This is a genomic window from Odoribacter laneus YIT 12061 (genome assembly GCF_000243215.1).
Classification (GTDB): domain Bacteria; phylum Bacteroidota; class Bacteroidia; order Bacteroidales; family Marinifilaceae; genus Culturomica; species Culturomica lanea.
The window spans coordinates 183439-207645 of the sequence record NZ_JH594596.1; the positions used below are offsets into that span (position 1 = coordinate 183439).

17 protein-coding genes and 1 pseudogene are annotated in these 24207 nt (G+C 40.5%); 6 read left to right on the top strand and 12 right to left on the bottom strand.

Going from position 1 to position 24207, the window contains the following annotated elements:
* Positions 1–19: 19 nt before the first annotated feature.
* The 9 genes and pseudogenes from HMPREF9449_RS00895 to HMPREF9449_RS00935 form a co-directional block, all read right to left on the bottom strand.
* Positions 20–1147: a DUF4468 domain-containing protein gene (locus tag HMPREF9449_RS00895; protein ID WP_009135338.1), complete on the bottom strand. Its 1128-nt coding sequence runs from the start codon at positions 1145–1147 to the stop codon at positions 20–22.
* A 149-nt stretch (positions 1148–1296) separates the two neighbouring features.
* A complete protein-coding gene (locus tag HMPREF9449_RS00900; RefSeq protein ID WP_009135339.1) occupies positions 1297–2151 on the bottom strand; it encodes a DUF4249 family protein in 855 nt (284 codons plus the stop codon).
* 6 nt (positions 2152–2157) lie between these two features.
* On the bottom strand, positions 2158–4392 hold the full coding sequence (locus tag HMPREF9449_RS00905) for a TonB-dependent receptor (RefSeq protein WP_009135340.1): 2235 nt from the start codon (positions 4390–4392) through the stop codon (positions 2158–2160).
* 105 nt (positions 4393–4497) lie between these two features.
* Complete coding sequence (nqrF, locus tag HMPREF9449_RS00910) at positions 4498–5766, bottom strand: NADH:ubiquinone reductase (Na(+)-transporting) subunit F (protein WP_009135341.1); 1269 nt, start codon at positions 5764–5766, stop codon at positions 4498–4500.
* Between the two features lie 193 nt (positions 5767–5959).
* Positions 5960–6577, bottom strand: a pseudogene (gene nqrE / locus HMPREF9449_RS00915) (NADH:ubiquinone reductase (Na(+)-transporting) subunit E); the annotation flags it as partial.
* A 19-nt stretch (positions 6578–6596) separates the two neighbouring features.
* Complete coding sequence (locus HMPREF9449_RS00920) at positions 6597–7238, bottom strand: NADH:ubiquinone reductase (Na(+)-transporting) subunit D (protein ID WP_009135343.1); 642 nt, start codon at positions 7236–7238, stop codon at positions 6597–6599.
* Position 7239: 1 nt separating this feature from the next.
* Positions 7240–7926 (bottom strand): NADH:ubiquinone reductase (Na(+)-transporting) subunit C, encoded by a 687-nt coding sequence (nqrC, locus tag HMPREF9449_RS00925; RefSeq protein ID WP_009135344.1) that lies wholly within the window; start codon positions 7924–7926, stop codon positions 7240–7242.
* A 12-nt stretch (positions 7927–7938) separates the two neighbouring features.
* The gene (locus HMPREF9449_RS00930; RefSeq protein ID WP_009135345.1) at positions 7939–9078 is read right to left on the bottom strand and encodes an NADH:ubiquinone reductase (Na(+)-transporting) subunit B; all 1140 of its coding nucleotides are present in this window, start codon (positions 9076–9078) and stop codon (positions 7939–7941) included.
* A gap of 54 nt (positions 9079–9132) precedes the next feature.
* Positions 9133–10488, bottom strand: a complete 1356-nt coding sequence (locus tag HMPREF9449_RS00935) for a Na(+)-translocating NADH-quinone reductase subunit A (RefSeq protein ID WP_009135346.1) — start codon at positions 10486–10488, stop codon at positions 9133–9135.
* Between the two features lie 433 nt (positions 10489–10921).
* Here HMPREF9449_RS00935 and HMPREF9449_RS00940 point away from each other — a divergent pair, with 433 nt between their 5' ends.
* The 3 genes from HMPREF9449_RS00940 (at position 10922) to HMPREF9449_RS00950 (ending at position 14190) form a co-directional block, all read left to right on the top strand.
* Entirely contained in the window at positions 10922–11341 is a 420-nt protein-coding gene (locus HMPREF9449_RS00940) for an META domain-containing protein (RefSeq protein ID WP_009135347.1), read from the top strand.
* 429 nt (positions 11342–11770) lie between these two features.
* Positions 11771–13234 carry a Do family serine endopeptidase gene (locus HMPREF9449_RS00945; RefSeq protein WP_009135348.1) on the top strand — a complete coding sequence of 488 codons (1464 nt, stop codon included), beginning with the start codon at positions 11771–11773 and terminating at the stop codon, positions 13232–13234.
* Between the two features lie 95 nt (positions 13235–13329).
* Positions 13330–14190, top strand: a complete 861-nt coding sequence (locus HMPREF9449_RS00950; protein ID WP_009135349.1) for a sigma-70 family RNA polymerase sigma factor — start codon at positions 13330–13332, stop codon at positions 14188–14190.
* Positions 14191–14415: 225 nt separating this feature from the next.
* Here HMPREF9449_RS00950 and HMPREF9449_RS00955 read toward each other — a convergent pair whose 3' ends face one another.
* The 3 genes from HMPREF9449_RS00955 to HMPREF9449_RS16960 form a co-directional block, all read right to left on the bottom strand.
* The gene (locus HMPREF9449_RS00955; RefSeq protein WP_009135350.1) at positions 14416–15183 is read right to left on the bottom strand and encodes a TIGR03915 family putative DNA repair protein; all 768 of its coding nucleotides are present in this window, start codon (positions 15181–15183) and stop codon (positions 14416–14418) included.
* A gap of 1 nt (position 15184) precedes the next feature.
* Positions 15185–16453 (bottom strand): putative DNA modification/repair radical SAM protein, encoded by a 1269-nt coding sequence (locus HMPREF9449_RS00960; protein ID WP_009135351.1) that lies wholly within the window; start codon positions 16451–16453, stop codon positions 15185–15187.
* A gap of 92 nt (positions 16454–16545) precedes the next feature.
* Entirely contained in the window at positions 16546–17610 is a 1065-nt protein-coding gene (locus tag HMPREF9449_RS16960) for an NUDIX hydrolase (protein ID WP_009135352.1), read from the bottom strand.
* A gap of 527 nt (positions 17611–18137) precedes the next feature.
* On the opposite strand from HMPREF9449_RS16960, the gene HMPREF9449_RS00970 reads away from it, so the two are divergent.
* The 3 genes from HMPREF9449_RS00970 to HMPREF9449_RS00980 all read left to right on the top strand — a co-directional run bounded on the left by HMPREF9449_RS00970 (position 18138) and on the right by HMPREF9449_RS00980 (position 24189).
* Positions 18138–19769, top strand: coding sequence for a tetratricopeptide repeat protein (locus tag HMPREF9449_RS00970; RefSeq protein ID WP_009135353.1), 1632 nt, complete (start codon positions 18138–18140; stop codon positions 19767–19769).
* Positions 19770–20131: 362 nt separating this feature from the next.
* A complete protein-coding gene (locus HMPREF9449_RS00975; RefSeq protein WP_147639994.1) occupies positions 20132–21076 on the top strand; it encodes a hypothetical protein in 945 nt (314 codons plus the stop codon).
* 26 nt (positions 21077–21102) lie between these two features.
* Complete coding sequence (locus tag HMPREF9449_RS00980) at positions 21103–24189, top strand: SusC/RagA family TonB-linked outer membrane protein (RefSeq protein WP_009135355.1); 3087 nt, start codon at positions 21103–21105, stop codon at positions 24187–24189.
* Positions 24190–24207 lie beyond the last annotated feature (18 nt).

Sequence of the window (24207 nt, forward strand, 5' to 3'; positions counted from 1 at the left end):
AGAGGGGTTTGGTCCCCTCCTATTTCATCCACACATTCAGTATCTCTCCGATATAGAGTTTATGTATGGGTTTATTTTTCCATTCTGCTTTGACTTCCGGATTATAAATGGTGTCCGGGTTAAGAACAGGAATGGCTAATGTCCGGCATTCGATGATCAACCAAGCTTCTTTAAAAGCCTGTGTTCCGGATGGAAGACTGAAAGGATGAAGCCGGGTTGCCTTTATTTTTTCAAGGGAAGTACCGGAATTTTTGTTACAATATTCGAGGGCCTCTTTGAAATTTTCAGAATAAAAAGAAAGTGTATAAGTGTTATTTTCTTCCAACAAAGGAGCAATGTCTGCCTGCGGATAAATAAAAGAAAAGGCTACCGGTAAACTGTATGCATAGCCTAAGCCGCCCCAACTGGCCGTAGCCATATTGAAGAAAGTTCGGTCTCCGACAGTGATCAGCATCCAGTCTTCAGAAAGCATTTGTATAATATTTCCGGGGATTTGTTTCGGATCAATTTGTTTATAGTTTTCCACAGTCTTATTACCGGAAGGTGTCGAAGTAGTTTTGCTTTTATGAGGCTTGTCAATGGGTACATTCAATATTTCTGCTGTTTCGAAGAATATTTTATCTACCATATCGATAGTGCTGATACGGAATCTGCTCGGAAGGCGGAGTAAATTGTCCTTATTTTTATTGAGCGCATATTCATCGGATATCCAGGTTTCAGCGGTATGTTTTTCCGGTTGGTCGGAGGAAGATACCTGATGATAATAAGTAATATGGGAAATTTGAATTTTACATTGTCCTTCTGTACAAGTAAGGATAAGATGATAGTTAATCAAGGCTTTGTTAAGCAAAATACTTTCGGGATTCAGAATCAGATATTCTGCTCCGAAACAGGCAATTTCTCCTTTTTCTTTGTTTGCATTTAAAACTTTGCAATTTGTCTGGCCGTTCGGTTGAAAGTACTTATTTGCCCATTCCAGCATACTATCGAATATCTTGTCCTGGGACATATTGGGTATATTTAACGTCTGGGAAAAAACGACTTTTCCGTCTACTTCCGGTACTGCACCGGCTAAATATTTACTGTCTACTTCCTGGGAAAAAAGAGAGAGAGGCAATAACAATAATAATAATAAAAGTCTTTTCATAGCATACACCAATTTACAATTTCAACAAAGATAATAGGAATAGCTAAATGTATTTCCTTTTAGCGGAGTAAATTATAAAATTAAATATTTTTAATATTTAATTTTGCTATCCGTTCCGATAAATTTTTATCGAGGCATACTACTGCTGGTTATTTAGGGGTATGAGAGAAGGGATCTAGAGGCATTTGGACGATGCGGCTGTCTTCTGTATAGCAGGTAAATATACCGAGAGCCCCTGATAAATTCCCGTTTAAGGGGAAGGGAGTGGAAATGCTGCCTTGATTAGCGGCGTTGGCCCGGTTCAATGACACTTGATAATCGTAATTTGCTTTTGTAATGTGTTTCAGGTTGATTATTATTTTTTCTATCGATTCATGTGGGGTGAAAGAAAGAGTTTTTTCTGTCTGTTCGTAAGGGATGTGGGGAAGATTTTCCAGTAAACAAGTACTTCGCTCCAGTAAAAGTTCTTTACTATAAGTTTCCACAGTATAAATATAGTAATTTTGAGTCGGGTCGGGGGAGGTATAGAACCGGATGGTCACTTCTTGCTCTTTTATTTCGTATGTTTGAATTTTTACTTCGTCCGGTACACTGGTTTGGGCCGTAATAGTTTTGTTTTCAGGGGTAAGAATCGACAGGTAAAGCGTATCCGATTCCGTTCGGTTTAGTTTACGGTTGGCGGCGTAATTATATACAAAACCGCTTTGAGGGGAAATATAATAAACAGGATAGAGGCGGAATAATTCGCCTGCCTGGATGTGAATTTGCAAATCGGATGAAAGCGTAAGTTTCAATTCTTGGGAGATGGGAAGTACTTGAGAGGCCGTAAGTAAAAATATCTCGTTGGGTTGGCAGTAGCATTCGATAAAATAGCCGGGTGTTTCTCCTACAGCGCGTATCGGAAGGTTGTCTTCCGGCATACAGGAAAAGCACAACAAGCTTATTCCCCCCAAGAAAGAGAGAAATTTTCGCTTTATTGTTCCGATTTTTTTTATTTCCGGCATATGGATTTACCAATTTAAATGCAGCGAAATATACGGAATAAAGGGGAGAATTACTTTAGATTTCGGGATAAATTTCGTTTTTCCGTTTTCATTTTCTTCCGGGTTAAAATAGACGAAAGAAGGGTTGGAATGATTGTAGACATTGTAAGCTCCGGCACTGATTTTTAAACGGATCCGTTTGTAGGGAAAGAGATAATCGAGATTTGCATCGAGCCGGTGATTGTCCGGAAGTTTGTAATTATAGCGGTCTGTATAAACGGGGATAAGTATCGGTTTATTTTCACTGTCGGTGATGTTGTGGGCCAGGGCCACTCCTACCGGGAAGGTCGTATATACTCCCGAGGAAAATGTCCACAAAAGATTGAGCGAAAAGCGGGAAGAGAAATACAAGGAACTGTTGATAACTATATTGTGTTTTACGTCATAAGGAGGGTTAAAGGCTTGACCGTTGTTGATTTCTTTGAATTTTCTTTTGGATTCTGAAAGGGTATAGTTAAAACGTAAATGCAGATTCCTTTGCTGGAAAGATAAATCCAGCTCGAAACCTCTGGCGTAGCCTTTCCCTTCGATCATATTGTCGGTAAGACCGCTGTATCGGGTTGATGCGTTTGCCGAGAAATCTTTCAGGTGCTGCATATTTTTATAGAATAAACCGGCATATAGAGTAAGTCCTATGGGGATTTCCTGTTCTGCCCCTATGGATATTTGCCGGCAAAGGGCCGGTTTCATCCCTTTATCCAGCGGATACCAGATATCTATTGGCGTCTTTACGGTAAAATAAGGATATAGACTCAAATATTGGGTTGTTTGGGCATAGTCTAGCCAAAGGGTGAATTTACCGGTGAAGTAACTGATTTTGGCGCGGGGAGACAGGGAATTAATCCGGGAGTTTCCCCGATAATGTTGATAATTCAGGCCGGCCACGAGTAAAAAATGATTTCCGTGGCGGTAATTCACTTCTGCATAAGCTTCGTATAAATTGAAATACTTGTCTGAACTTTTAATCAGCAGGTTTTCTGCATAATCCGGTTTGTCGGCGGTTTCAAAGCGGGCATGTTCAAATTTTCCACCGGTTAAGAACTGAAGCTGATCGTTAAGTTGACCGGTATAACTGATTTGAGTGATGAGGGAATAGCGGCGGTTGCCTCCTCCCATGGGAATACTTCCTTTTGCGTCCCCTTCACTGAAAGAAGATTTGCCTCCGATACTCAACCGGAACCGGTTTTTTTCATTGGGGGTGTAAAGTGTTCTGAGGTTTCCGGAGAATGTTTTCCAATTAAAATCATAGCGGACATTTTCTTGTAATTTCATCGTTAGATTGTCCATAGAGAAAATACCGAAAGCGCTGAGGTTCCATTGGGAAGAAAGCCGGGAATCCACGCTCAGACTAAGGTCGTTAAAGGCATATTCCGGAAGTAAATTCCCCGTATTATTTCCTTTTACGGAACGGTTATACAGCTTAGAGATGGCTTGTAAATAGGAGGTCCGGAGGGAAGCTGCAAAGGAAGTATGGTTTTTTTTCAGGGGGCCTTTGGCTTTTAAAGCGGAGGATACTAATCCCAGGGTGAGTTCTCCTTCCAGTTTCTGTTTATTTCCGGGATCGGGAATCATATTGATATAAGAGGAAAGGGATCCGTTATAGGCGGCTGGAAAGCCACTTTTATAGAGGGTGGAATTGTTGAATATATAAGGATCGAAAGTAGCTAATATACCGGTCAGATGGTCTGTGCCTGCAATTTCCACATCGTGGATGAGGAAACTATTTTCCCAGCTATTGCCTCCTCTGACATAAATTCCGGGATCGAGGGCATTGGTCGTGATGATTCCCGGTACAGTAGCCAGGTATTTTAACAAATCCTGTTCTCCTAAAATAGCCGGAACTGTTTCGATACCTTTGCGGGAAGAGTAGAGGCGTCCTGGAGAGGTACGGCCGCTGACAATGACCTCTTGCAGGTTGTTGAATTTATTGCGGAGGATGACTGTAAAAGGGGTATTTCCTTTTACCAGATGAGTGGTTTTTTTATAATTGATATGAGAGAATTCCAGTTGACAGGGAAGCTCGGCTTTTAGACTAAAATAGCCTGTAGAATCCGTTATGGTGCCTTGCTGAATCTCCGGACAAAAAATGTTTACTCCACTTACAGCTTCTCCGTTTCGGGTAATTACCCGTCCGATAATGACAGATTGGGCTTCTGCCAGAAAAGGGCAGAAAAAGAGAATTGCAAAAATAAATTTTAACATGTTTTGCAGAATTCATACGTCTGCAAAGGTAGGAAAAGTTTTCAGGGTTGATACATTCTGATGTATCAACCCTGAAATTATAGTCTGTTTGTATACCCTGTCGTTTTATCCTCCGAAATTGTCGTACATAACATTTTCGTCGGGTACTCCTAGGTCGTAAAGCATTTTGGTGACAGCTGCGATCATCATAGGAGGTCCGCAAAGATAATATTCAATATCTTCCGGATTTTCATGATTCTTGAGGTAATTTTCGAAAATCACCTGATGTACGAATCCGGGTTTATAAGCTACGCCGGCGGCGTCGGCTACCGGATCGGGTTTATCAAGAGCCAGTGTCCAGTGGAAATTCGGATTTTCTTCCTGTATTTTATTGAACTCATCCACATAAGGAGCTTCTTGCAAGGCACGGGCACCGTACCAGAAAGTAACTTTGCGTTTGGTATGCATCGTATGGAACAGGTTGAAAATATGAGAACGCATCGGAGCCATACCGGCACCTCCGCCGATAAACATCATTTCATTGTTTGTTTCCCGGAGGAAGAATTCTCCATAAGGACCGGAGATCGTCACCTTATCGCCCGGTTTGCGGGAGAAAATGAAAGAAGAACAAATACCTGGATTAACCGGCATAAAAGTACGGGTAGCCCGGTCGATAGGAGGAGTGGCGATGCGGATATTCAGCATAATGATGTTGCCTTCTGCCGGAGAGTTTGCCATAGAATAGGCCCGATAAGTCGGTTCCGGATTATGCATTTTTAAGTCGAACATCTTCATGCGTTCCCAGTCGGCCTTGTACTTTTCATCTATATCCATATCTTTGAAGTCTACGTCCAAGGCCGGTACATCGATTTGGATATATCCTCCGGATTTGAATTTCAGGTTTTCCCCTTCCGGTAGTTTGACGACAAATTCTTTTAAGAAAGTCGAAATATTACGGTTGGAAACCACTGTACATTCCCATTTCTTTATGCCTAAAACGGCTTCCGGGATACGCATTTCAATGTTTTCCTTCACTTTCACTTGGCAAGCCAAGCGCCAATTGTCGTGTTGTTGTTTATAGGAAAAAAATCCGGTCTCTGTCGGCAAAATACTACCTGCTCCGGATAATACCTGGCATTTACACATTCCACATGAACCTTTTCCTCCACAAGCTGAGGGTAAAAATATTTTTTGGTTGGCCAGTGTGGACAGCAGTGAACTTCCTGGTTCCGCCGTAATAATTCGTTCTCCGCCATTGATATTGATTTTTACATTTCCTTTTGCTGTCAGTTTGGCTTTGGCAAACAAAAGAATGCCTACCAGAATCAGGGTGACAATCAGGAATACGACAATACCGGCAGTTACGATTGTTGTATTTATTGCTAATAGTATCATTTAATTTTAAATTTTAGATTTTAATTTTAAATTACTCTGCATCGGCATTGGTTTTATTTTCTGCTTGTCCGGTTTGTCCCGGAGCTTGCTGTATACCTTCTTCTGTCGTTGCGTCATCCGTTGCAGTATGGGTTTGCATTGCCGGTGATGCCTGTACTGTTTCAGTGGAGACAGGCTGGGCTTTCAGTTTATTGAGGTCGATTCCCAGGAAACTCATAAAAGAGATAGCCATTAAACCGGTTACAATAAATGTAATTCCGATTCCGCGCAGAGGAGCCGGAATATTTGAATATTTCAGTTTTTCTCGGATAGCAGCAATACACACAATGGCTAACAACCAGCCGATTCCGGAACCCAGTCCGAAAGTGGTAGCTTCGGCTACATTTGCATAATTCCGTTGTTGCATAAATAACGAAGCCCCCATGATAGCACAGTTTACAGCAATCAAGGGCAAGAAAATACCCAGTTGGTTATACAGAGCCGGGGCAAATTTTTCTACAATCATTTCCACCAATTGTACCATAGCAGCGATGATTGCAATAAACAGGATAAAGCTTAAGAAACTTAAGTCGATCGTAGCGGCTTCTTCTCCCAGCAACCATTGTAAAGCTCCTGGCTTTAAAACATAGTTATCCAGCAGATAATTTACCGGAACGGTGATGAATAACACAAATATAACTGCTATGCCCAGACCGAATGAGGTCTTCACCGTCTTCGATACGGCCAGATAAGAACACATACCCAGGAAGTATGCGAATATCATGTTGTCGATGAAGATCGAGCGGACGAATATATTTAATAGATTTTCCATATTTCTAATTCTTCTTTAATTATTTTTCTATTAAATCCTTGTTTCTGGAGCGGTGAACCCAAATAATCAATCCGACAAGAATCAAGGCCATGGCTGGCATAATCATCAGACCGTTGTTCAGATAGTGGCCTCCGTTTTGGATATAAAAAGATTGCGGGATGATGCGGAAACCGTAGAGGGTGCCGGAACCGAACAATTCGCGGAAGAATGCCACGATCACGAGAATCATACCGTAACCCAATCCGTTTCCGATGCCGTCCAGTAAGGAAGGCCAGGGTTTATTTGCCAAAGCGAAAGCTTCGATACGTCCCATGATGATACAGTTGGTAATAATCAAACCTACATATACGGAAAGCTGTTTACTTACGTCGTAAGCGTAAGCTTTCAACACTTGGTCTACAATGATTACCAATGCAGCCACTACGACGAGCTGTACGATGATACGGATTCGCGTAGGGATCGTATTCCGTAGTAAAGAAAGAATGACGTTGGAAAAAGCGGTTACTGCCGTTACAGAGAGTCCCATCACGATGGCGGGTTCCAGCTTTGCGGTGACGGCAAGAGCAGAACAGATACCCAGCACCTGTACAATAACCGGATTGTTTTTGCTCAAAGGACCAAGGAGATATTCCTGGGTCTTCGCTGAAAAAAATGCGCTCATTTTATTTTTGTTTTAAAAACGGTTCGTAATAGGTTAAATAATTTCGGAGCATGTTTTCAACTCCTTTGGAGGTGATCGTACCACCGGAAATGGCATCTACTTCATTCTTGCCGGTTGCATTTCCGCCTTTTATAACCAAAATACTGACTAACTCCTCCCCGGAGAAAATCTGTTTGTTTTGGAATTGATTGTTAAAAGCGGGGGTGGTAATTTCGGCTCCTAAACCCGGGGTTTCTCCCTGGTGGTCGAAGAATGTACCGTAAATGGTCGACTTGTCTGCATCCAATGAAATATATCCCCAAATCGGGCCCCACAAACCGGCTCCGTAAATCGGCAGTATGTATTTAGTAGCTCCGTCTACATCTGCAACAAATACAGGAAATTCCCGTTTGTCTGCCGCTACATTGTACTGTTCTTTAATATCTACATTGAAAGCGTTCCCTTCTATTCTTTGGCCTTTATCATTCACAATAAATTGTTCTTTGATATATTTATTAAACAATTCAGCGGAATTTTGAGCGGTAGAACTGATGTGTATAGCACTCAGAATATTCTGTCTCTTTTCATTTTGCCTGTTCTCGTTTTGACGGGGTTGCAGGGAAAGAGATATGACGGACAGTAGTGCTGCGACTACTACGACCAGAATGACTGAATAGATAAATGTATATGTGTTTCCTTGTTTATTCATCTCTTTCTGTTATTAAGCATTAACTTTGGCTCTTTTCAGACGGTGTTTGATATTGGATTGTACCACAAACCAGTCGATCAAGGGGGCAAAGGTGTTCATCAATAATATCGCTAACATCATACCTTCCGGATAACCGGGGTTTATACAACGGATAATGACAGCCATTGCTCCGATCAGTAAACCGTAAATGTATTTTCCGATATTGGTCTGTGCTGAAGTGACCGGATCGGTAGCCATAAATACAGCTCCAAAAGCAAACCCGCCCATTAATAGCTGTTGATAAGCTTCCACATGTGAAACCGGTTCGAAGGCCAGGGACATGAGGAATCCTCCTACAAATACGGATAGCATGATCCGCCAGCTGGCCACATTGGTGAGCAGAAGCAGGAGTGCTCCGAGTAGAACGCAGAAGGTGGAGGTTTCTCCGATAGAACCCGGGATCAATCCCCAGAACATATCTGCAGAGGTGTAAGTCAAAGGTTGGCCTAAAGCCATTTGAGCCAATGGTGTTGCCTGAGAAATAGCATCTGTTGTCGTCGGATCACCGGCAATCCAGACAGCATCTCCGGAGATCATAGAAGGATACGAAAAGAAAAAGAAGGCACGGGCTAATAAAGCCGGATTCCAGATATTCATTCCTGTACCTCCGAAAATTTCCTTGCCGATGATCACGGCAAAAGCTGTGGAAAGAGCAATCATCCATAAAGGAGCTTCCACCGGCATGATCATGGGAATCAACAAACCGGAAACCAGAAATCCTTCATTAATCTCGTGACCTCTCATCTGTGCAGCGGCAAATTCTATTCCTAATCCGACAACATAAGAAACAATAATCATCGGAAGTACTTTCCATAATCCGAAGAAGAACATTTGGAAAAAATCTGTTTCTGCTAATACGCCGATTGCTTTAAAATGTTGGTATCCTACATTGTAAATTCCGAAAAGCAATGCCGGAACTAAAGCAATCACGACAATAATCATCGTTCTTTTGAGATCTACAGCATCCCGGATATGAGAACCGGAAGTCGTCGTGCGGTTTGGCACGAAAAGAAAAGACTCAAAACCAGTGAAAACGGAGCGGAATTTTTCCAGTTTACCTCCCTTTTCAAACTTGGGTTTTTGCTTATCTAAATAATTTCGTAAAAAATTCATGTCATTCAAATTTCAATGTTATAAAGCTTCTCTGCTTGTTCGCTTTTAACTGTATTAATTGGTTTCTTTCATCATCAAAGCAATCCCATCTTCAAGGATTTTCTGGACAGGGGTTTTAGAAGTACAGACAAATTCGCATAGCGCCATGTCTTCCGGTAAAACCTCGTAAATTCCGAGTTGTTCCATCTTATCGATATCTCCTGCCAGAATCGCTTTTAACAAGTAAACCGGAAGGATATCCATAGGGAACACTTTATCATATTGTCCGGAAACGACAAATGCCCGCCGTTCTCCGTGGTAATTGGCATCTAAGGTATAGTGCTTATTCGGACAGAGGAAAGAAGGGAACAACCGGGATGCAGAGAATTTGTTGAAACCCGGCGTAGCCCAGCCTAAAAATTCATAAGTATCCCCTTCCGGAATAACGGTAATCTGGTTGGCATAAAAACCGAGAAACCCCTTGTCGCTTACTTTTGTACCGGTCAGTACATTCCCCGAAATAATCCGCTGGTGAACTTCGTTTTTCAATTTGTCAGCCGTAAAGCAACAGATTTGTGCACCTATCATCGTTTTATAATAAGCAGCTTCCTTTACTTCCGAACCGGTTAAAGCAATGGTTTTGCGTGCGTCATAATGCCCTTCTGTAAACAGGCGGCCGATGATTGCCAAATCTTGTATATTAACCGTCCAAACGTGTTCTCCTTTGTTGATCGGAGAGATATGATTGATTTGGATACCGACATTTCCAGCCGGGTGAGGACCTTCAAAATACGTAATGTTGACGTTTTTCAGCTGATTGAAAACGGCATTCTGAGGGATACCTTCTTTTACTCCTAAATTTACATTTCCATTGCAAAGTTTTTGCATACAATCGATACCGGCCTGTAAATTTTTCCCTTCTTCTTTTAATATCCATTCAAAGTCGGGGGCTAAAGGAGCGGTGTCGAATGTGGAGATAAAGACTGCTTTGGGAGTAATTTCCGGATTGGCTAAAATACCGTAAGGACGTTGTATGATCAATGGCCATGTGCCACTGTCCTGCAGACGGGTGATGATCTCTTCCCGACTGAGTTGGTTTACATCGGCTTTCCCGAAATCTCTATAGGTGATTTCGGAATCCGCTTTAATGACAACCTCCAATAATTTTCTTCTTTCTCCGCGGTTGATAGCTTCGATACAGCCGCTGACAGGTGCCGTAAATTTGATCCCGGGGTTTGCCTTATCGGTAAATAAAGCATCTCCCGCTTTCACTACGTCGCCAACCTTGACTGTCAGTTTGGGAGTAAGTGCACGAAAATCCGTAGGTTTCATCGCATAAAGAGTACATTTTCCTCCTGCTTTTACCACTTTTTCGGCTTCCCCCTTCAACTTAATATCAAGGCCCTTTTTTAATTTGATTACCTTGGACATGTTATAATTATATTAAATAGTTTAATTATTTAAATAACGAAGTTTAATTTTTCCAAATTAGCCACAAATATACAAACCTATTACGTAATTTTGTCGTTAATTAGATTTTAATTTGCTTCTAAAAAAAAATTTTTTGATTTTGTGAAAAGAGGGGGGAGAAATCGTTTCCTTTTCCCTTTTTGAAAGAAGTATTCGAAAGTACATTCGTACTTGGGTAAACACTTTGCTGAAGAGAGAGGGATCTATCCGGAAGAATCAGATGAGAAGCAGCTTTCCGTCTTTCCCCTTGTAAACATTCGGAAGTTAAAAAAGAAAGTTTTCTGATTTTAAATAGAAATTAGGATATTCTGTCAGTAAAAAGTAAAATAGTTTTCTGCAATTTGTCATTTTGGCATAAGTTTTGATAACAAAATAAGGTTAAACAAGATAAAATATGAAGACAATATTATTTTTAATTTTAATAGGACTGGGGGTAACTGCTTGTAACTCTTCCCGAAATATCGTAAAATTGACGGGAGTGAAATGGGTATTGGAAAAGCTGGATGGAAAGCCCTTACAAATGAAAGAAAACGGGAATAAGGTTTATATTCATTTCAATGATACGGAAAAGAGGGCAGACGGAATGGCGGGTTGCAATCGTTTTTTCGGAGGCTATGAATTAGATGGCAAGACTTTGAAATTTTCCCAGATGGGATCTACGCGGATGGCTTGTCCGGATATGGAAGTTGAGTCTGCTTTTTTTAAAATGCTGGAAAATACAGATCGTTTTGAAATAAAGGACCATACATTATTGTTAATGAATCGAAATCAAGTGCTTGCAGAATTTAAGAGTGAACCTTTAAAAGAAAAATAGAGGGTAGAATAAGATTTTTCAAAAAAGATTGTCCCGGAGTTTTACTTTTAGTTTGAAAGTAAGCTCCGGGATTTTTGTGGGCTAAAGAGAAGGATTCCACCAGAATGTCAACTATTTTTATTTGTTATCGTATATGTATCAGTAAGATAAGAGATTTCTCTTCCAATCGGAGGGAGAACCTGAAAAAGGGAAGGAAACCGGATAAATTTTGTGTTCTTTGTTTTGATTTGGAGAAAGAGACCTTGGATTTTAACATTTAACAAATCTCTTCTAACGTTAAGCTTTGCTAATTAAGATTTTATTAGTAATTTATTGGCAAACTTATTGCTTGGAATAAAGTGCAACTGGAAAAATTCGGATAGGATAAAAATGAAATTGTTCTGTTGTGAAAGGGTGCCAGTCATGTAATTTAATAAAACGGAAAAAAGTATGAATGTTACAAAATCATTAGTTAGTTTGATTCTAGGTATTGTCGGCGGTTTTATTGCATTCTTTATAGCCAATGAGTGGAAAAGCGAACCGTTGAGGCCGGAAATCCGGCATGAAATTATCGGACCGGGCGTAAAGCAGGTAGCTTATACACCGGATCATACCGGTTTGGAAGGCCCGGGAAGTGTGGATTTGAGGGAAGCTGCCAAAAAGACAGTCCCGGGAGTGGTGCATGTTAAAACCATACAAATGGGACGGGAGTATGTCGGTAATCCTTTTTTGGATTTTTGGTTTGGAAATCGTTCTCAGGAAAGAGAAGTACCAATGAATATGGGTTTTGGTTCTGGCGTAATTATATCAGATGACGGATATATTATTACCAATAACCATGTTATTCGGGGGAGCGACCGTGTGATTGTGGTGTTGAATGATAAAAAAGAATATGAAGCGAAAATTATAGGTTCAGATCCGAATACAGACATTGCTTTGTTAAAGATAGATGGCAAGAATTTGCCTTGTGTAGAATATGGTAATTCGGACGATGTGGTATTAGGAGAGTGGGTGTTGGCTGTCGGGAACCCTTATAATTTAACTTCTACGGTGACGGCGGGTATTATCAGTGCCAAAGGTCGTGAGTTAGGGATGAACCGGGGACAAATGAATCTGGAGTCGTTTTTGCAGACGGATGCAGCGGTGAATCCGGGGAATAGTGGGGGAGCTCTGGTAAATGCGAGAGGGGAACTGATTGGGATTAATACCGCCATACAGTCGCCTACAGGAGCTTATTCCGGATATTCTTTTGCCGTACCTGTCAACATTGCCCGTAAAGTGGTGAACGACTTGAAAGATTATGGAAAAGTACAACGGGCGGTATTAGGAGTTTATATGCGGGAATTGACGCCGGCGGTGGCAGAGGAGATGAAACTGAAAGAGACGTCGGGTATTTATGTGGAAGATGTGATTTCCGGAGGAGCAGCTCAGAAAGGTGGTTTGAAAAAAGGAGATGTCATTCAGGGAATGAACGGTATTGAAATAAAAACAGCACCTGAATTTCATGAGCAGTTAGGGAAATATCGTCCGGGAAGCGCCGTACAGTTGAAGGTGAAACGAAACGGAGCAGAGAAATTAGTGGAAGTAACCTTACAGAATACATACGGTGATACGGCTTTAGGAGTGAAAGAAGAGGGAGATTTATTGGGCATAAAAGTAAGTCCCTTGAGCAAAGAAGACCGTTACCGTTATCGGTTGAACAAAGGCGTGAAAATTACAGATATCCGGAATGGAAAATTCAAATCCGCTGGTTTAGAAAAAGGTTATATCTTAGTAAAGATTAATAATTCCGTTCTTTATGACGAAGAAGATTTGGCGAAAGCCTTGAACAGTGTGACGGACGGGGGTGTTTTTGTTACGGCTGTAAGTCCCCGGGGACGGGTTGAATATTTTGCATTTTCATTGTTAAATTAAAAAATGTTAATAAAAAACTTCCGCAATTTTTACATGGGTATCTAAATAAAAAACATTACTTTTGCAAAATATTTGCGGTGGTATAATAAGATAGTATGAGACAATTAAAAATTACAAAGTCAATAACGAACAGGGAGAGTGCTTCCCTTGATAAGTATTTGCAGGAGATCGGTAAAGAGGATTTGATTACCGTAGAGGAGGAAGTAGAATTAGCTCAACGTATTCGTAAAGGGGATCAGCGGGCTTTGGAAAAGTTGACACGTGCTAATTTACGTTTTGTGGTTTCAGTGGCAAAGCAATACCAGAATCAAGGCCTTAGTCTTCCGGATTTAATCAATGAAGGAAACTTGGGGTTGATTAAAGCGGCAGAGAAATTTGACGAAACCCGTGGATTTAAATTTATTTCTTATGCTGTTTGGTGGATCCGTCAATCTATTTTGCAAGCTTTGGCCGAGCAATCCCGTATTGTTCGTTTGCCTTTGAACCAAGTCGGTTCTTTGAATAAGATAAACAAAGCTTTTTCGCGTTTTGAACAGGAAAATGAACGCCGGCCTTCTCCGGAAGAGTTGGCTGATACCTTGGATTTACCGGCTGAAAAAGTAGCTGATACTTTAAGGGTTTCAGGTCGTCACATCTCTGTAGACGCTCCGTTTGTAGAGGGAGAAGACAATAGTTTGTTGGATGTATTGGTAAATGATGATTCCCCTGTAGCCGATCGTACCTTAATTAATGAATCCTTGTCTACAGAAGTGGAACGGGCATTATCTACTTTAACTGAAAGAGAACGTGATATCATTAAACTGTTTTTTGGTATTAATACACAGGAGATGACCTTGGAAGAAATTGGTGAAAAATTCGGTTTAACCCGCGAAAGAGTCCGGCAGATTAAAGAAAAAGCTATCCGTCGGTTACGTCATTCTTCCAGAAGCAAGTTATTGAAAACTTATCTAGGATAAAACCCAAGAGTCGATACAGTGAAATTACACATTAGGGACGTGCCCTTTTGTGTAATTTTTTTATATTTCAGATTTCCTTTTTTGCCGTATTCTTTCTGTACTATTTTCATTCTAAAGATTTATTTCCTCCTTTTTCTGTCTTTTTTACAAGCCTACTTCTACTGCTAATAAAATATTTATTTAAAATTCTATTCTTTTCTCCTGAGAAGATATGGATTCTGGTTGTTAATCTTGTTTTTCTGTCAGGTATTTCCAGAACCGGGCGGGCATATTTTGCCGGTGCAGTTTGGGGTTCAACCGTTCCCGTATAGCGATGGATTTGAAATACTGTTTCCAGAGCTGTTGGAATAATTTTTCATCTGCAGCCAGATATTCTTCGGAAAGTTTGCCGTTTTGAAAGGGAGTCGTTTCCGAACTGAAATAAACTTCCGTTACTTCAGAAAGATCGTAATAATAGCCGTATTTTCGTTTGACATCATAGAGTAACCATTTTTGGTCGGAAAAGCGGTTTTGGAAATGAGGAGTAGTTAAAGGCAAAACATTATAACGAGGTTCAAAAACGGCGAAAAATATATCGTCTGCCGTTTTTTGAAAACGGGTGAATTGTAACAGCCGGTGTTTTTCCTGGTTTACTTTTTTCCAGATTTGGGAGATTTTCAAAACGTCGGGATCTCCGAAATTGAGTTCTATGGATTGGGGAGAGTCTATATTTTTCCGCATATAACGGAAGAGCAACATATCGACATCCGCTAACTCGGACAGCCAGGTAATCGTCAGGAAAGACAAGCCTCCCCGGCTTAGTTTTTTTTGAAGCCCTTGCCAGACCCGTTTGGATTTCTCTTCGTCTGTATAGACCGGAATCACCCGGTCGTAGAAAAGAGGGAGAGGTTCTTGTTCCGCCCATAAAAGGTCGGGAAATATTTTATAATAATAGGCCTCAAAGAGAGCTGTCAGGAGCCCTTCAAATGTTTTGTCGTAAGTGAACACCACCATATCAGTCGTCTTCAAACTGTAATTTTAATTGACGGGGATCTTCCCGTTTCCGCCCTGTGTTTTTATTCGTCAGAATTTTCCTTACCTGATCGGGATGAATTTCCTGTATTGTTTGGTAGGGTAATTCTTGGCAAGTAATAAAATAACGGGCTTTTTTCAGGACAATCCCCATTTTTTGTAATTGCTGACTGCCTAATTTGCCGTAACGCCGGGAGACCAAGATGAGTTTGGCGGATTTTACTCCTATTCCCGGTACGCGCAGTATCATTTCATAATCGGCTTTGTTGATATCTACCGGAAATTTTTCCGGATGCCGGAGAGCCCAGGCCAGTTTCGGATCTATTTCCAGATCCAGGTCCGGGTAAGCCTCATTGGCGATCTCCTCAGCTTTAAAATGATAAAAGCGCATCAGCCAGTCTGCCTGATAAAGACGATTTTCCCTGACCAAAGGGGGTTGTTTTAAAGCCGGTAAACGAGGATCGTATTCGTTTACGGGGACAAATCCTGAATAATAGACTCTTTTCAGAGTAGGTCTTTGATAAAGTGCGGAGGAAAGGTGGAGGATATCTTTATCTTGGTCCGGACTGGCACCGATAATCATCTGGGTACTTTGGCCGGCAGGTGCAAAACGGGGAACTTTCCGAAACTTTTTCCGGTCTTCCAAATTTTCCAGTATCCCCTGTCGGATATAACGCATGGGGGTAAATACGCTTTGAAAATTTTTATCCGGAGCCAGTAATTGCAAACTTTGTTCGTTGGGAATTTCTATATTAACACTCAGACGATCGGCGTATAATCCTGCTTCGTTGATTAATTCCCGGCTGGCTCCCGGAATGCTTTTCAGATGAATATAGCCGTTATAACGATGATTCAGCCGCAACTCTTTTGCTACCCTGACGAGCCGTTCCATAGTATAATCCGGATTGCGGACTACACCTGAACTCAAGAAAAGACCTTCGATATAATTACGACGATAAAATTCAATCGTCAAATTTACCAATTCAGTTACGGAAAATGTAGCCCGTTTCAGATCATTGCTTCTTCGGTTGATACAATATGCACAATCGTAGATACAATGATTGGTAAGCATGATTTTTAACAGCGATATGCAACGTCCGTCCTCTGCGAAACTATGGCATATACCCCAGCCTGTGGCGCTTCCTATTCCGGAAGAGGTATTGCGTCTGGACGTGCCACTGGAGGCACAGGATACATCGTACTTGGCCGATTCCGCCAGTATTTTTAATTTCTCTAAAACCGCTTCGTTCATGCTATATCAATTCTATCCTTATGCAAAGGAACGAATTAAATTGGAATTCGGAAGTAGAAAAAAGTTAATGATTGAAGAAAGGAGATTAAATTTTATTTTTTAGAAAAGGGGGAGGAGAAAAAGGTCTGATACTCATAAATCAAATTAGGGGTGAAGAGATTTTGGGAAATACCCTCTTCAATTTCTTGAGGATTCCAGAACCGTCCGGTCTCTACTTCATCGTTGTCGATGTGGATACGGTTGTAACGGATACAAAGGAAGGAGAAAACCAACTCCCTTTCTCTGGGGCTTTCCCAGGTATAAGAACCCTTAAACCGAACTTCAAAATCTGTTATGCCTAATTCTTCCTGAGCTTCTCTTTTCAATGCTTCTTCAATTTTTTCATTTAGTCCGATATGTCCTCCTACAGCGGTATCCCACATTCCCGGTAAAAAATCTTTTTTCATACTTCTTTTTTGCAAAAAGAGTTCGTTTTTTTCATTTTGTATATGCAGGTGTACTACCGGATGTAAAAGTTTAGATCCCGAGTGGCACAAACTCCGAGGAGCTTTTCCGATGACTTCTCCTTTCTCATTGACTAGGGGAAGCCATTCTTCTTTTTTATACTTTTGAATCATAAAATATCGTCGGGCAAATAAAATTCCTATGAATAAGCCGATCAACAAATAGAGAAGGACACCACTGACAAAATTCACCGCTTTTTCATCTGCATAATAGATTGAAAAAAACAAGAGAAGAGTATGGAAAAACAATAAGAAAAACAGCATCCGTACTGTTATTTTCATTGCTTGTTGTTGCATCGGAGTAATTTGAAAATTTTTACGGAGGGCAGTGGGAAGAGTGGAACTGATCTCTTTGTGCGAGAAGGCGAGAAACCCCAGTAAAATACAGATAGCAGCTTCCGTTATTCCGTTTTGTAAATGTTCCGGAAGAGGAGAGGAACTGGTTAAAGTTACGATTGCCGGTATGGCGAGGGCACAAGTTATAAACACTATCGTCCAATCGTTGTATCTTTCTTTAAACCGGGTATAAATAAATTCTCCCGATCCCAGTATGCCTAAACAGATTAATCCATTGGTCGGTTCCAGGCATTCATCTATAATAAAATAAAGAATGAGCAGCAACAGAGAAGGCCACAACTTTTTCAAACTTAGCATGTGATGTCCTAAAATAAAATTTTACTGATAAGGAAAAATCTATCTTTTGTTTATCAGACTTTCAAAGGTAAAAAAAATAAGGAGGAGAAAGATATCTTCCCGCTTTAATCTTCTACGGATACTGAAATTTTTGAAACCTGACAAGCGAAGGAAGGAAAATTTATTTTATCTATAATGGAAGGGGTGTTTGACAGGCAGATGGTGTTTAAGATAGGGATAAAATAAAAGGACGTTCCGTTCTGAAGAAAAATTATAGTATAAACAGAAAAAGGGGTAAATACAAAGAACGGAAGTAAGAAAGTATTTTATCGTATTTTAAACTTAGTAAATTCTAATTCATAATTAGAAATGAAGGATATAAGAATAATATCTTATATTTGTTTGATTTTTAGTCTGTGTAGAAAAAGGCTGTTTTTAGCCATTTCTTTTTTACGATATATTTCATTGTGAATATTTTACAGATAAACCATACCTGTCTGTTAATGCAGGTAGTTATTTTTTGAAGTGATCATATTATAGCGAAAAATATGCTCTTATTATTTCTCTGTTTTATCGTTTTTTCTTTGCCTCTGGCTCCTGTGAAGGAGATAAAGGAGGATGCACAGGAGAAAGAAGTGCAGGTCTATATTGATAGGGCTTATCAAAGTTCTTATTCCGATCCGGTTCGGGCTATTTCTTTTTCCAATACGGCTATTCTAAAGGCTGAATTGTCCGGGGACCGGAATTTATTATGCCGGGCATTAGTTGCTTTGGGACGTTCCTATGTCAATCTCGGTTCTTTTGACATGGGGTTCGAAGCTTTTTATAATGCTTTAGATAAATGTCCGCCAGAAAACAAACAATTACAAGCTCAGATAAATGTAAATATCGGACATTTGTACATTAGTGTAGGAGATATAAAAAAGGCATTTCAATTTATAGAGCGGGCAACCGAACTTTTCACTGCGTTGGGGGATACGGCAGGAATTGCCAGTTGTTATAATGCAGAGGGATTGGCTTACGAGCGGATAGAGGAAGACGAGAAAGCAGAGAACAGCCTTAAAAAAGCATTGGAATTGAACCGTCAGTTAAACGACCGGAAGAATATTGCTGCTAATTTGAATAATTTGGGTCTTTTGGAAGGCAAACCGGAAGAAAGGATAAAATCATTGGAAGAAGCAATACAACTTAATAAATCGTTAGGAGCGAATTGGTCGCTGGCGGAAAATTATAATAATCTAGGTACTCAATATTTTTTTTTAAAAGAGTATAAAAGAGCATTGGAGGAATTGAATAGTGCTTTTGTTTTGGCGACAAATTTGAGTGCTAAAGAATTGCTATGCGATAATTATCGTTATCAGACCTGGGTATATAGGGCAATGGGCAATTATAAGAAAGCTTATGAAAGCATAGAGCGGTTGTATGAGATGGAGAAGGATCTCTTATCGAATAAGAAAATCAGGGAAATGGAATTAAATGTGGCTGACCGGCGTTTTAAAGCCCAGCAACAGGAATTGAATTTAAAACAAAAAGAGCTTAAAATCAAGAGTTTGGAACGGGATATGTTGCTGGTTATGGCTTTTTCTTTGGCCCTGTTTTTCGGATTGTTTTTGCTGATATGGAGATTCAGACACAGACGCAAAATTCAGTTGACTCTGGCGACACAGAAAATTGAAGCTCAACATCAGGAAATGATGAAGTTACGACTGGAAAAGACAGAAGAAGAACGAAGGAATGTCGAAATGGAATTGGAATACAGCAAGAAGGAATTGACAAACTTCGCCTGTTATATGCAAAGTAAGAATGAATTGATTGAGAAAATTAAAGTGATGATCCGGGAGTCGTATAAGGATGCTAAACCGGAGATAAAAACTCAGTTAAAGACGATTAATGCTTTTATTACTCAATATCAAAATAAGGAAGAAAATATCGGTCCTTTAATGGAAGAGATCGAACGGGTCAATGCGGAATTTATTGTGCGTTTGACTACCCGGCATCCTGATTTATCAAAGAATGAAAAACAATTGGCTTCTTTTTTACGAATTGATTTTAGCACAAAAGAGATTGCTCTTCTGGTTGGTTCTACTCCTAAAACTGTCAATATGGCCCGTTACCGCTTACGTAAAAAACTGGGATTGGAAACGGACGAAGGTTTAAGTGAGTATATGAAGAAAATGTAGATTTAATATGTTCCCCTTTCTCCGGTTATTTACGTTTTCAGTTGTGTTTCTCTCGCTTTTCTGCCAGCTCAAGCTCCGTTAAAACACCAAAACTTCTCCCTTTTCGTCGGGCAAAGCCTGGTTAACGCCGACGGACAACTGGGATTTCTTTTCTTTAAATGTAGATATGATTATTTTATTAAATATTTGATAATCAAATATTAAATTCGAATAATGTAGATATTAATTTTAAAAAATACATCTTTTTGTAGGTACCTTCTGCAAGCAAAATTCAAACGATTGTTTTTTCCTCTTTTATTTTTGTCGGGCGATGGTGAAAATTAAATCATGTTTTAAAAATAATAACTAAAACCTTTATGAAGATGAGAAAGTGTGTTTTGCAAATGTTGTTCATTGTGGCGGCATTTCTGGTTTTTCCAGGGTGTAGCGATGATGAAGATAATGTCGATTGGGAAAAGGTGGTAAAAGTGGCGGTGGCAACCCCTTCCCAAGTGTATTTTGAACGTACGGCCAATCAGCCGGATACAGTAATCATTGATGTCGCTTTTTCTGTGCCTGTTCCGGAAAATATAAACTTTGAAGTCCGGCTGGGAGCGAACAATCAGGTAGATGCTGATAGTATTTCTTTGTCTCACGAGCATTTTACCATAGAAAAAGGGGGACGTTCTTTTGAGATGACTTGTAGGGTGGAAGCTGGAGCTGTTCCTGTAGGAATTCAGAACTTGCGTATCGATTTTGTTTCGTCACATCCTGAAGTGGGGACAATTCAATTAGAGATTCCCATAGAGAAAGAGGGCCCCAATACAATTGTGCATGTAGACGGTTTGAATTGGGTCGTTGATTTCGATCAACAAGTGTGGCAGGAAGTGGAAATTGACGGTAAGGTAATCGGAGGATTATTTCAGACGGCTGTAGCTATTGGTTCTGCTCCTGCTGTAAAGAGAATTCATTTCGATAATTATGGGCAGGATATTATGGGTAAGCAGGAAGGAGATTTGATCTATGTTCTTCCTTTGGAAGAAGGTATAGAGATTGGAGAGAGCTCGGACTGGGCGTTTAATGCTTCCTATAGCAGTGAGAACTGGATGTATATGCCGGTATTGTATTCGGAAGATTATACAGATTGGCTGGGAAAAACAGCCTATGTGGGTATGAGAATCGTGACGGACATTCCGGGCATTCCTTTCAAATATTATTGGTTCAAGTTTACAGTTTCGGATGATGCTGTATTTACTTTAACCGAATATGCTTATGATAAGGAAGGAAAAAGTCTGAAAACCGGTCAGACAGAATCGGAAAATAAATAAGAGGAACAAAATTAATCTCGGATAAAATGGAAAATAGACAGACGAATAAGGCAAAATATCTGTATCGGATATTGGTGGTGTTACTGGCCTGGTGTTTACCTTTAGGTGCGATGGCTCAGGAGGATTACCTATTAAAAGGAAATGTGGCGGATGAGAAAGGTGAGACGATGCCGGGGGTGAATATTTTAATAAAAGGGACTGTGAGTGGAGTCGCTACGGATCTGGATGGAAATTTCACCTTAAAAGTTAAAAAGGGTGACTTATTGGTGTTTTCGTTTACCGGCTATAAAACGCAGGAAATTCCTGTTGTCGGACAGAACGATTTGAAGATCGTTTTGCAAGAAGACATAGAAAGCTTGGAGGAAGTAGTGGTTATTGGTTACGGTACCCTGAAAAAGAGCGATCTGACCGGTGCAATCACCTCTGTAGATGCGGAAAAACTGGCAGGCAAATCGACGGTGAATGTTGCTGAAGCTTTGCAAGGACAGGTAGCCGGCGTCAGTATTGCCAAATATGGCGGTTTGGCCGGACAGGGAGTATATGTGAAAATACGCGGATTTGGTACTTATGGAAATAGTGAGCCTTTATATATCGTGGACGGTTTCCCCGGGGATATGTCGACGATAGCTCCCAACGATATCGAGTCGATAGAAGTATTAAAAGACGGTGCGGCAGCAGCTATTTACGGCTCTGTAGCCGCTAACGGAGTTGTCATTATTACGACGAAAAGCGGTAAAAAGGGGCAGGTGAAAGTGGATATTAATTCCTATGGAGTAGTAAAAAAGGCTACCGGACTTTTTGATATGTTGGATGCAGAAGGATTTCAAACCCTGAGCCGGATGATGGTGGAAGAAAAAAATAAGTATTCCGATAAACCGAAGGATATACCGGCTTATGTATATAAAGAACCTCGTGCTAATACCGACTGGCAGGACGAAGTTTTTCGCCGGGGTTTTGCTCAGAGTCATAGTGTTTCCGTGAGAGGAGGGGGAGAGGTTGCTCAATTCTCTATTTCTGCCAATATTTATGACGAAAAAGGAATTGTTTTGGATAATAATTTTCTGATGCAGAATGCCCGTATGAAGGTGAACACCAAAAAGTCGATTTTTGATATCTCTGCCAGTTTGGCTTATACGGCGAAAAAGAGAAGCGATCCCGATTTTTCTCTTACGGAAGTATACCGGGCCAGTCCTTTAACGCCTGTATTGGATTCGGATCAGGAATTCGGATATGGAATAGCAGATCTTTCTGAAGGTTTTGTGTCGACACGCAATCCGGTTGCGGATGCGCATTTTAAACATAATAAGACAAAGACCCAGGACGTAGTCGCTATGTTTTCTGTGGCCGCAAATTTTACCGATTGGTTGCAGTTTAAAACGGCTTATTATTACAATGGATATAATTCGCAATATTATGAAAATGCTCCGAATTTTATATCCAGTCCCACGGAACCGAATGAATATCCTTATGTATATGAAAAACGGAGTTACTGGGAGAATCAGACAGTGGATAATTATCTGACGTTTAATAAAAAATTCAAAGGGCATGCTATAACCATGATGGCCGGTATTTCAGTGGCTATGGAAAAATCCAATTGGAATGCTCTGAACGGAGAAGGGAAGACGACAGTAGACGGAAAAGATCAGCCGGCAGGATTTGAAAATCCGTGGTGGAACACTCCGAATGCTGCGATTGGCGGAACCTTTTCAGGAGAGGGTACGAGAACGGTGTACAATCGGCTTTCTTATTTCGGTCGCTTGAATTACTCTTTTAAAGATCGTTATCTGTTGCAGGTAACGGTACGACGGGATGGTTCTTCCAAGTTCGGACCGGATTCCCGTTGGGGAACTTTTCCTTCAGTCGCTTTGGGTTGGAGAATCAGCGAGGAGGAATTCTTTCCGAAAGGAGGGGTTGTATCGAATTTGAAACTAAGAGGTAGCTGGGGACAATTAGGAAATGAGAATGTTTTAGGTAATTTCGATTTTCTGGCCTTGATGACAAAAGGAAATGGTGGTAGTTTAGGTTATGTACAAGGAATGGGTAAAAACCCTTGGATTGCAACGATCGCTAATGTAATGGAAAACCGGGAATTGAAATGGGAAACCAGTCAGTCGTTAAATATAGGTGTGGATTATGGCTTATTCGACGGCAAACTGACCGGGGCTTTGAACTATTTTAATAATAAGACCATTGATTTATTGATTACCAAAAAACTGGCACCTTCAGCCGGTATTGCCGATCCTATTCTGAATATAGGAACGATGCGGAATACGGGAGTAGAGTTTGATGTGAATTACCGGAACAATTACGGAGAATTTTCCTGGAGTGCCGGGTTTAATATCACTTACCTGAAGAATAAAGTAATCAAAATGGCTAATCCCGATCAGATTATTTACGGTGGATATGATGCTACCCAGACCCGGGAAGGTAAGCCTGTAGCTACGTTCTATTTATATCAGACAGATGGAATTTTCCAGAATATGGGTGAAGTGTACGCCCACAGTAAAGATGGAAAATTGATACAGCCCAATGCCAAGCCGGGAGATATTCGTTTTAAGGATATAAACGGAGACGGAATATTAGACGGAAAGGATAAAGTGGACATGGGGAACGGGATGCCGAAAGTAGAAGCCAATCTGTCTTTTAATGCAGAATATAAAGGCCTTGATTTTTCCTTCTTATTAGGAAGCGGTTGGGGACATAAAATATACAACGGTACCCGTGTGAGATCTGAAAGTATGGATGAACTTTATAATATGTTTGCTTCTACTTTAAATGCCTGGACACCTACGAACCGCAATACCAATATGCCCCGTGCGGTGTTGGAGGACCCGAATGAAAATTCCCGGGAATCCGATCGGTTTCTGGAAGACGGCGACTTTATCCGTCTGCGACAGATACAGTTGGGATATACTTTACCGAAAGTTTGGTTGCGTAAACTCAATATGGAAAAGATCCGCTTGTATGTGAGTGCAGATAATGTATGGACCTGGACTAAATATTCCGGTGTAGATCCTGAATTTGCACAGGAAAAAGTAATCAATACCGGTATTGACAGTAGCATTTACCCGTTTACAAAATCTTATGTATTTGGATTACAAGTGACTTTTTAATAAATGAGATATAAAAAT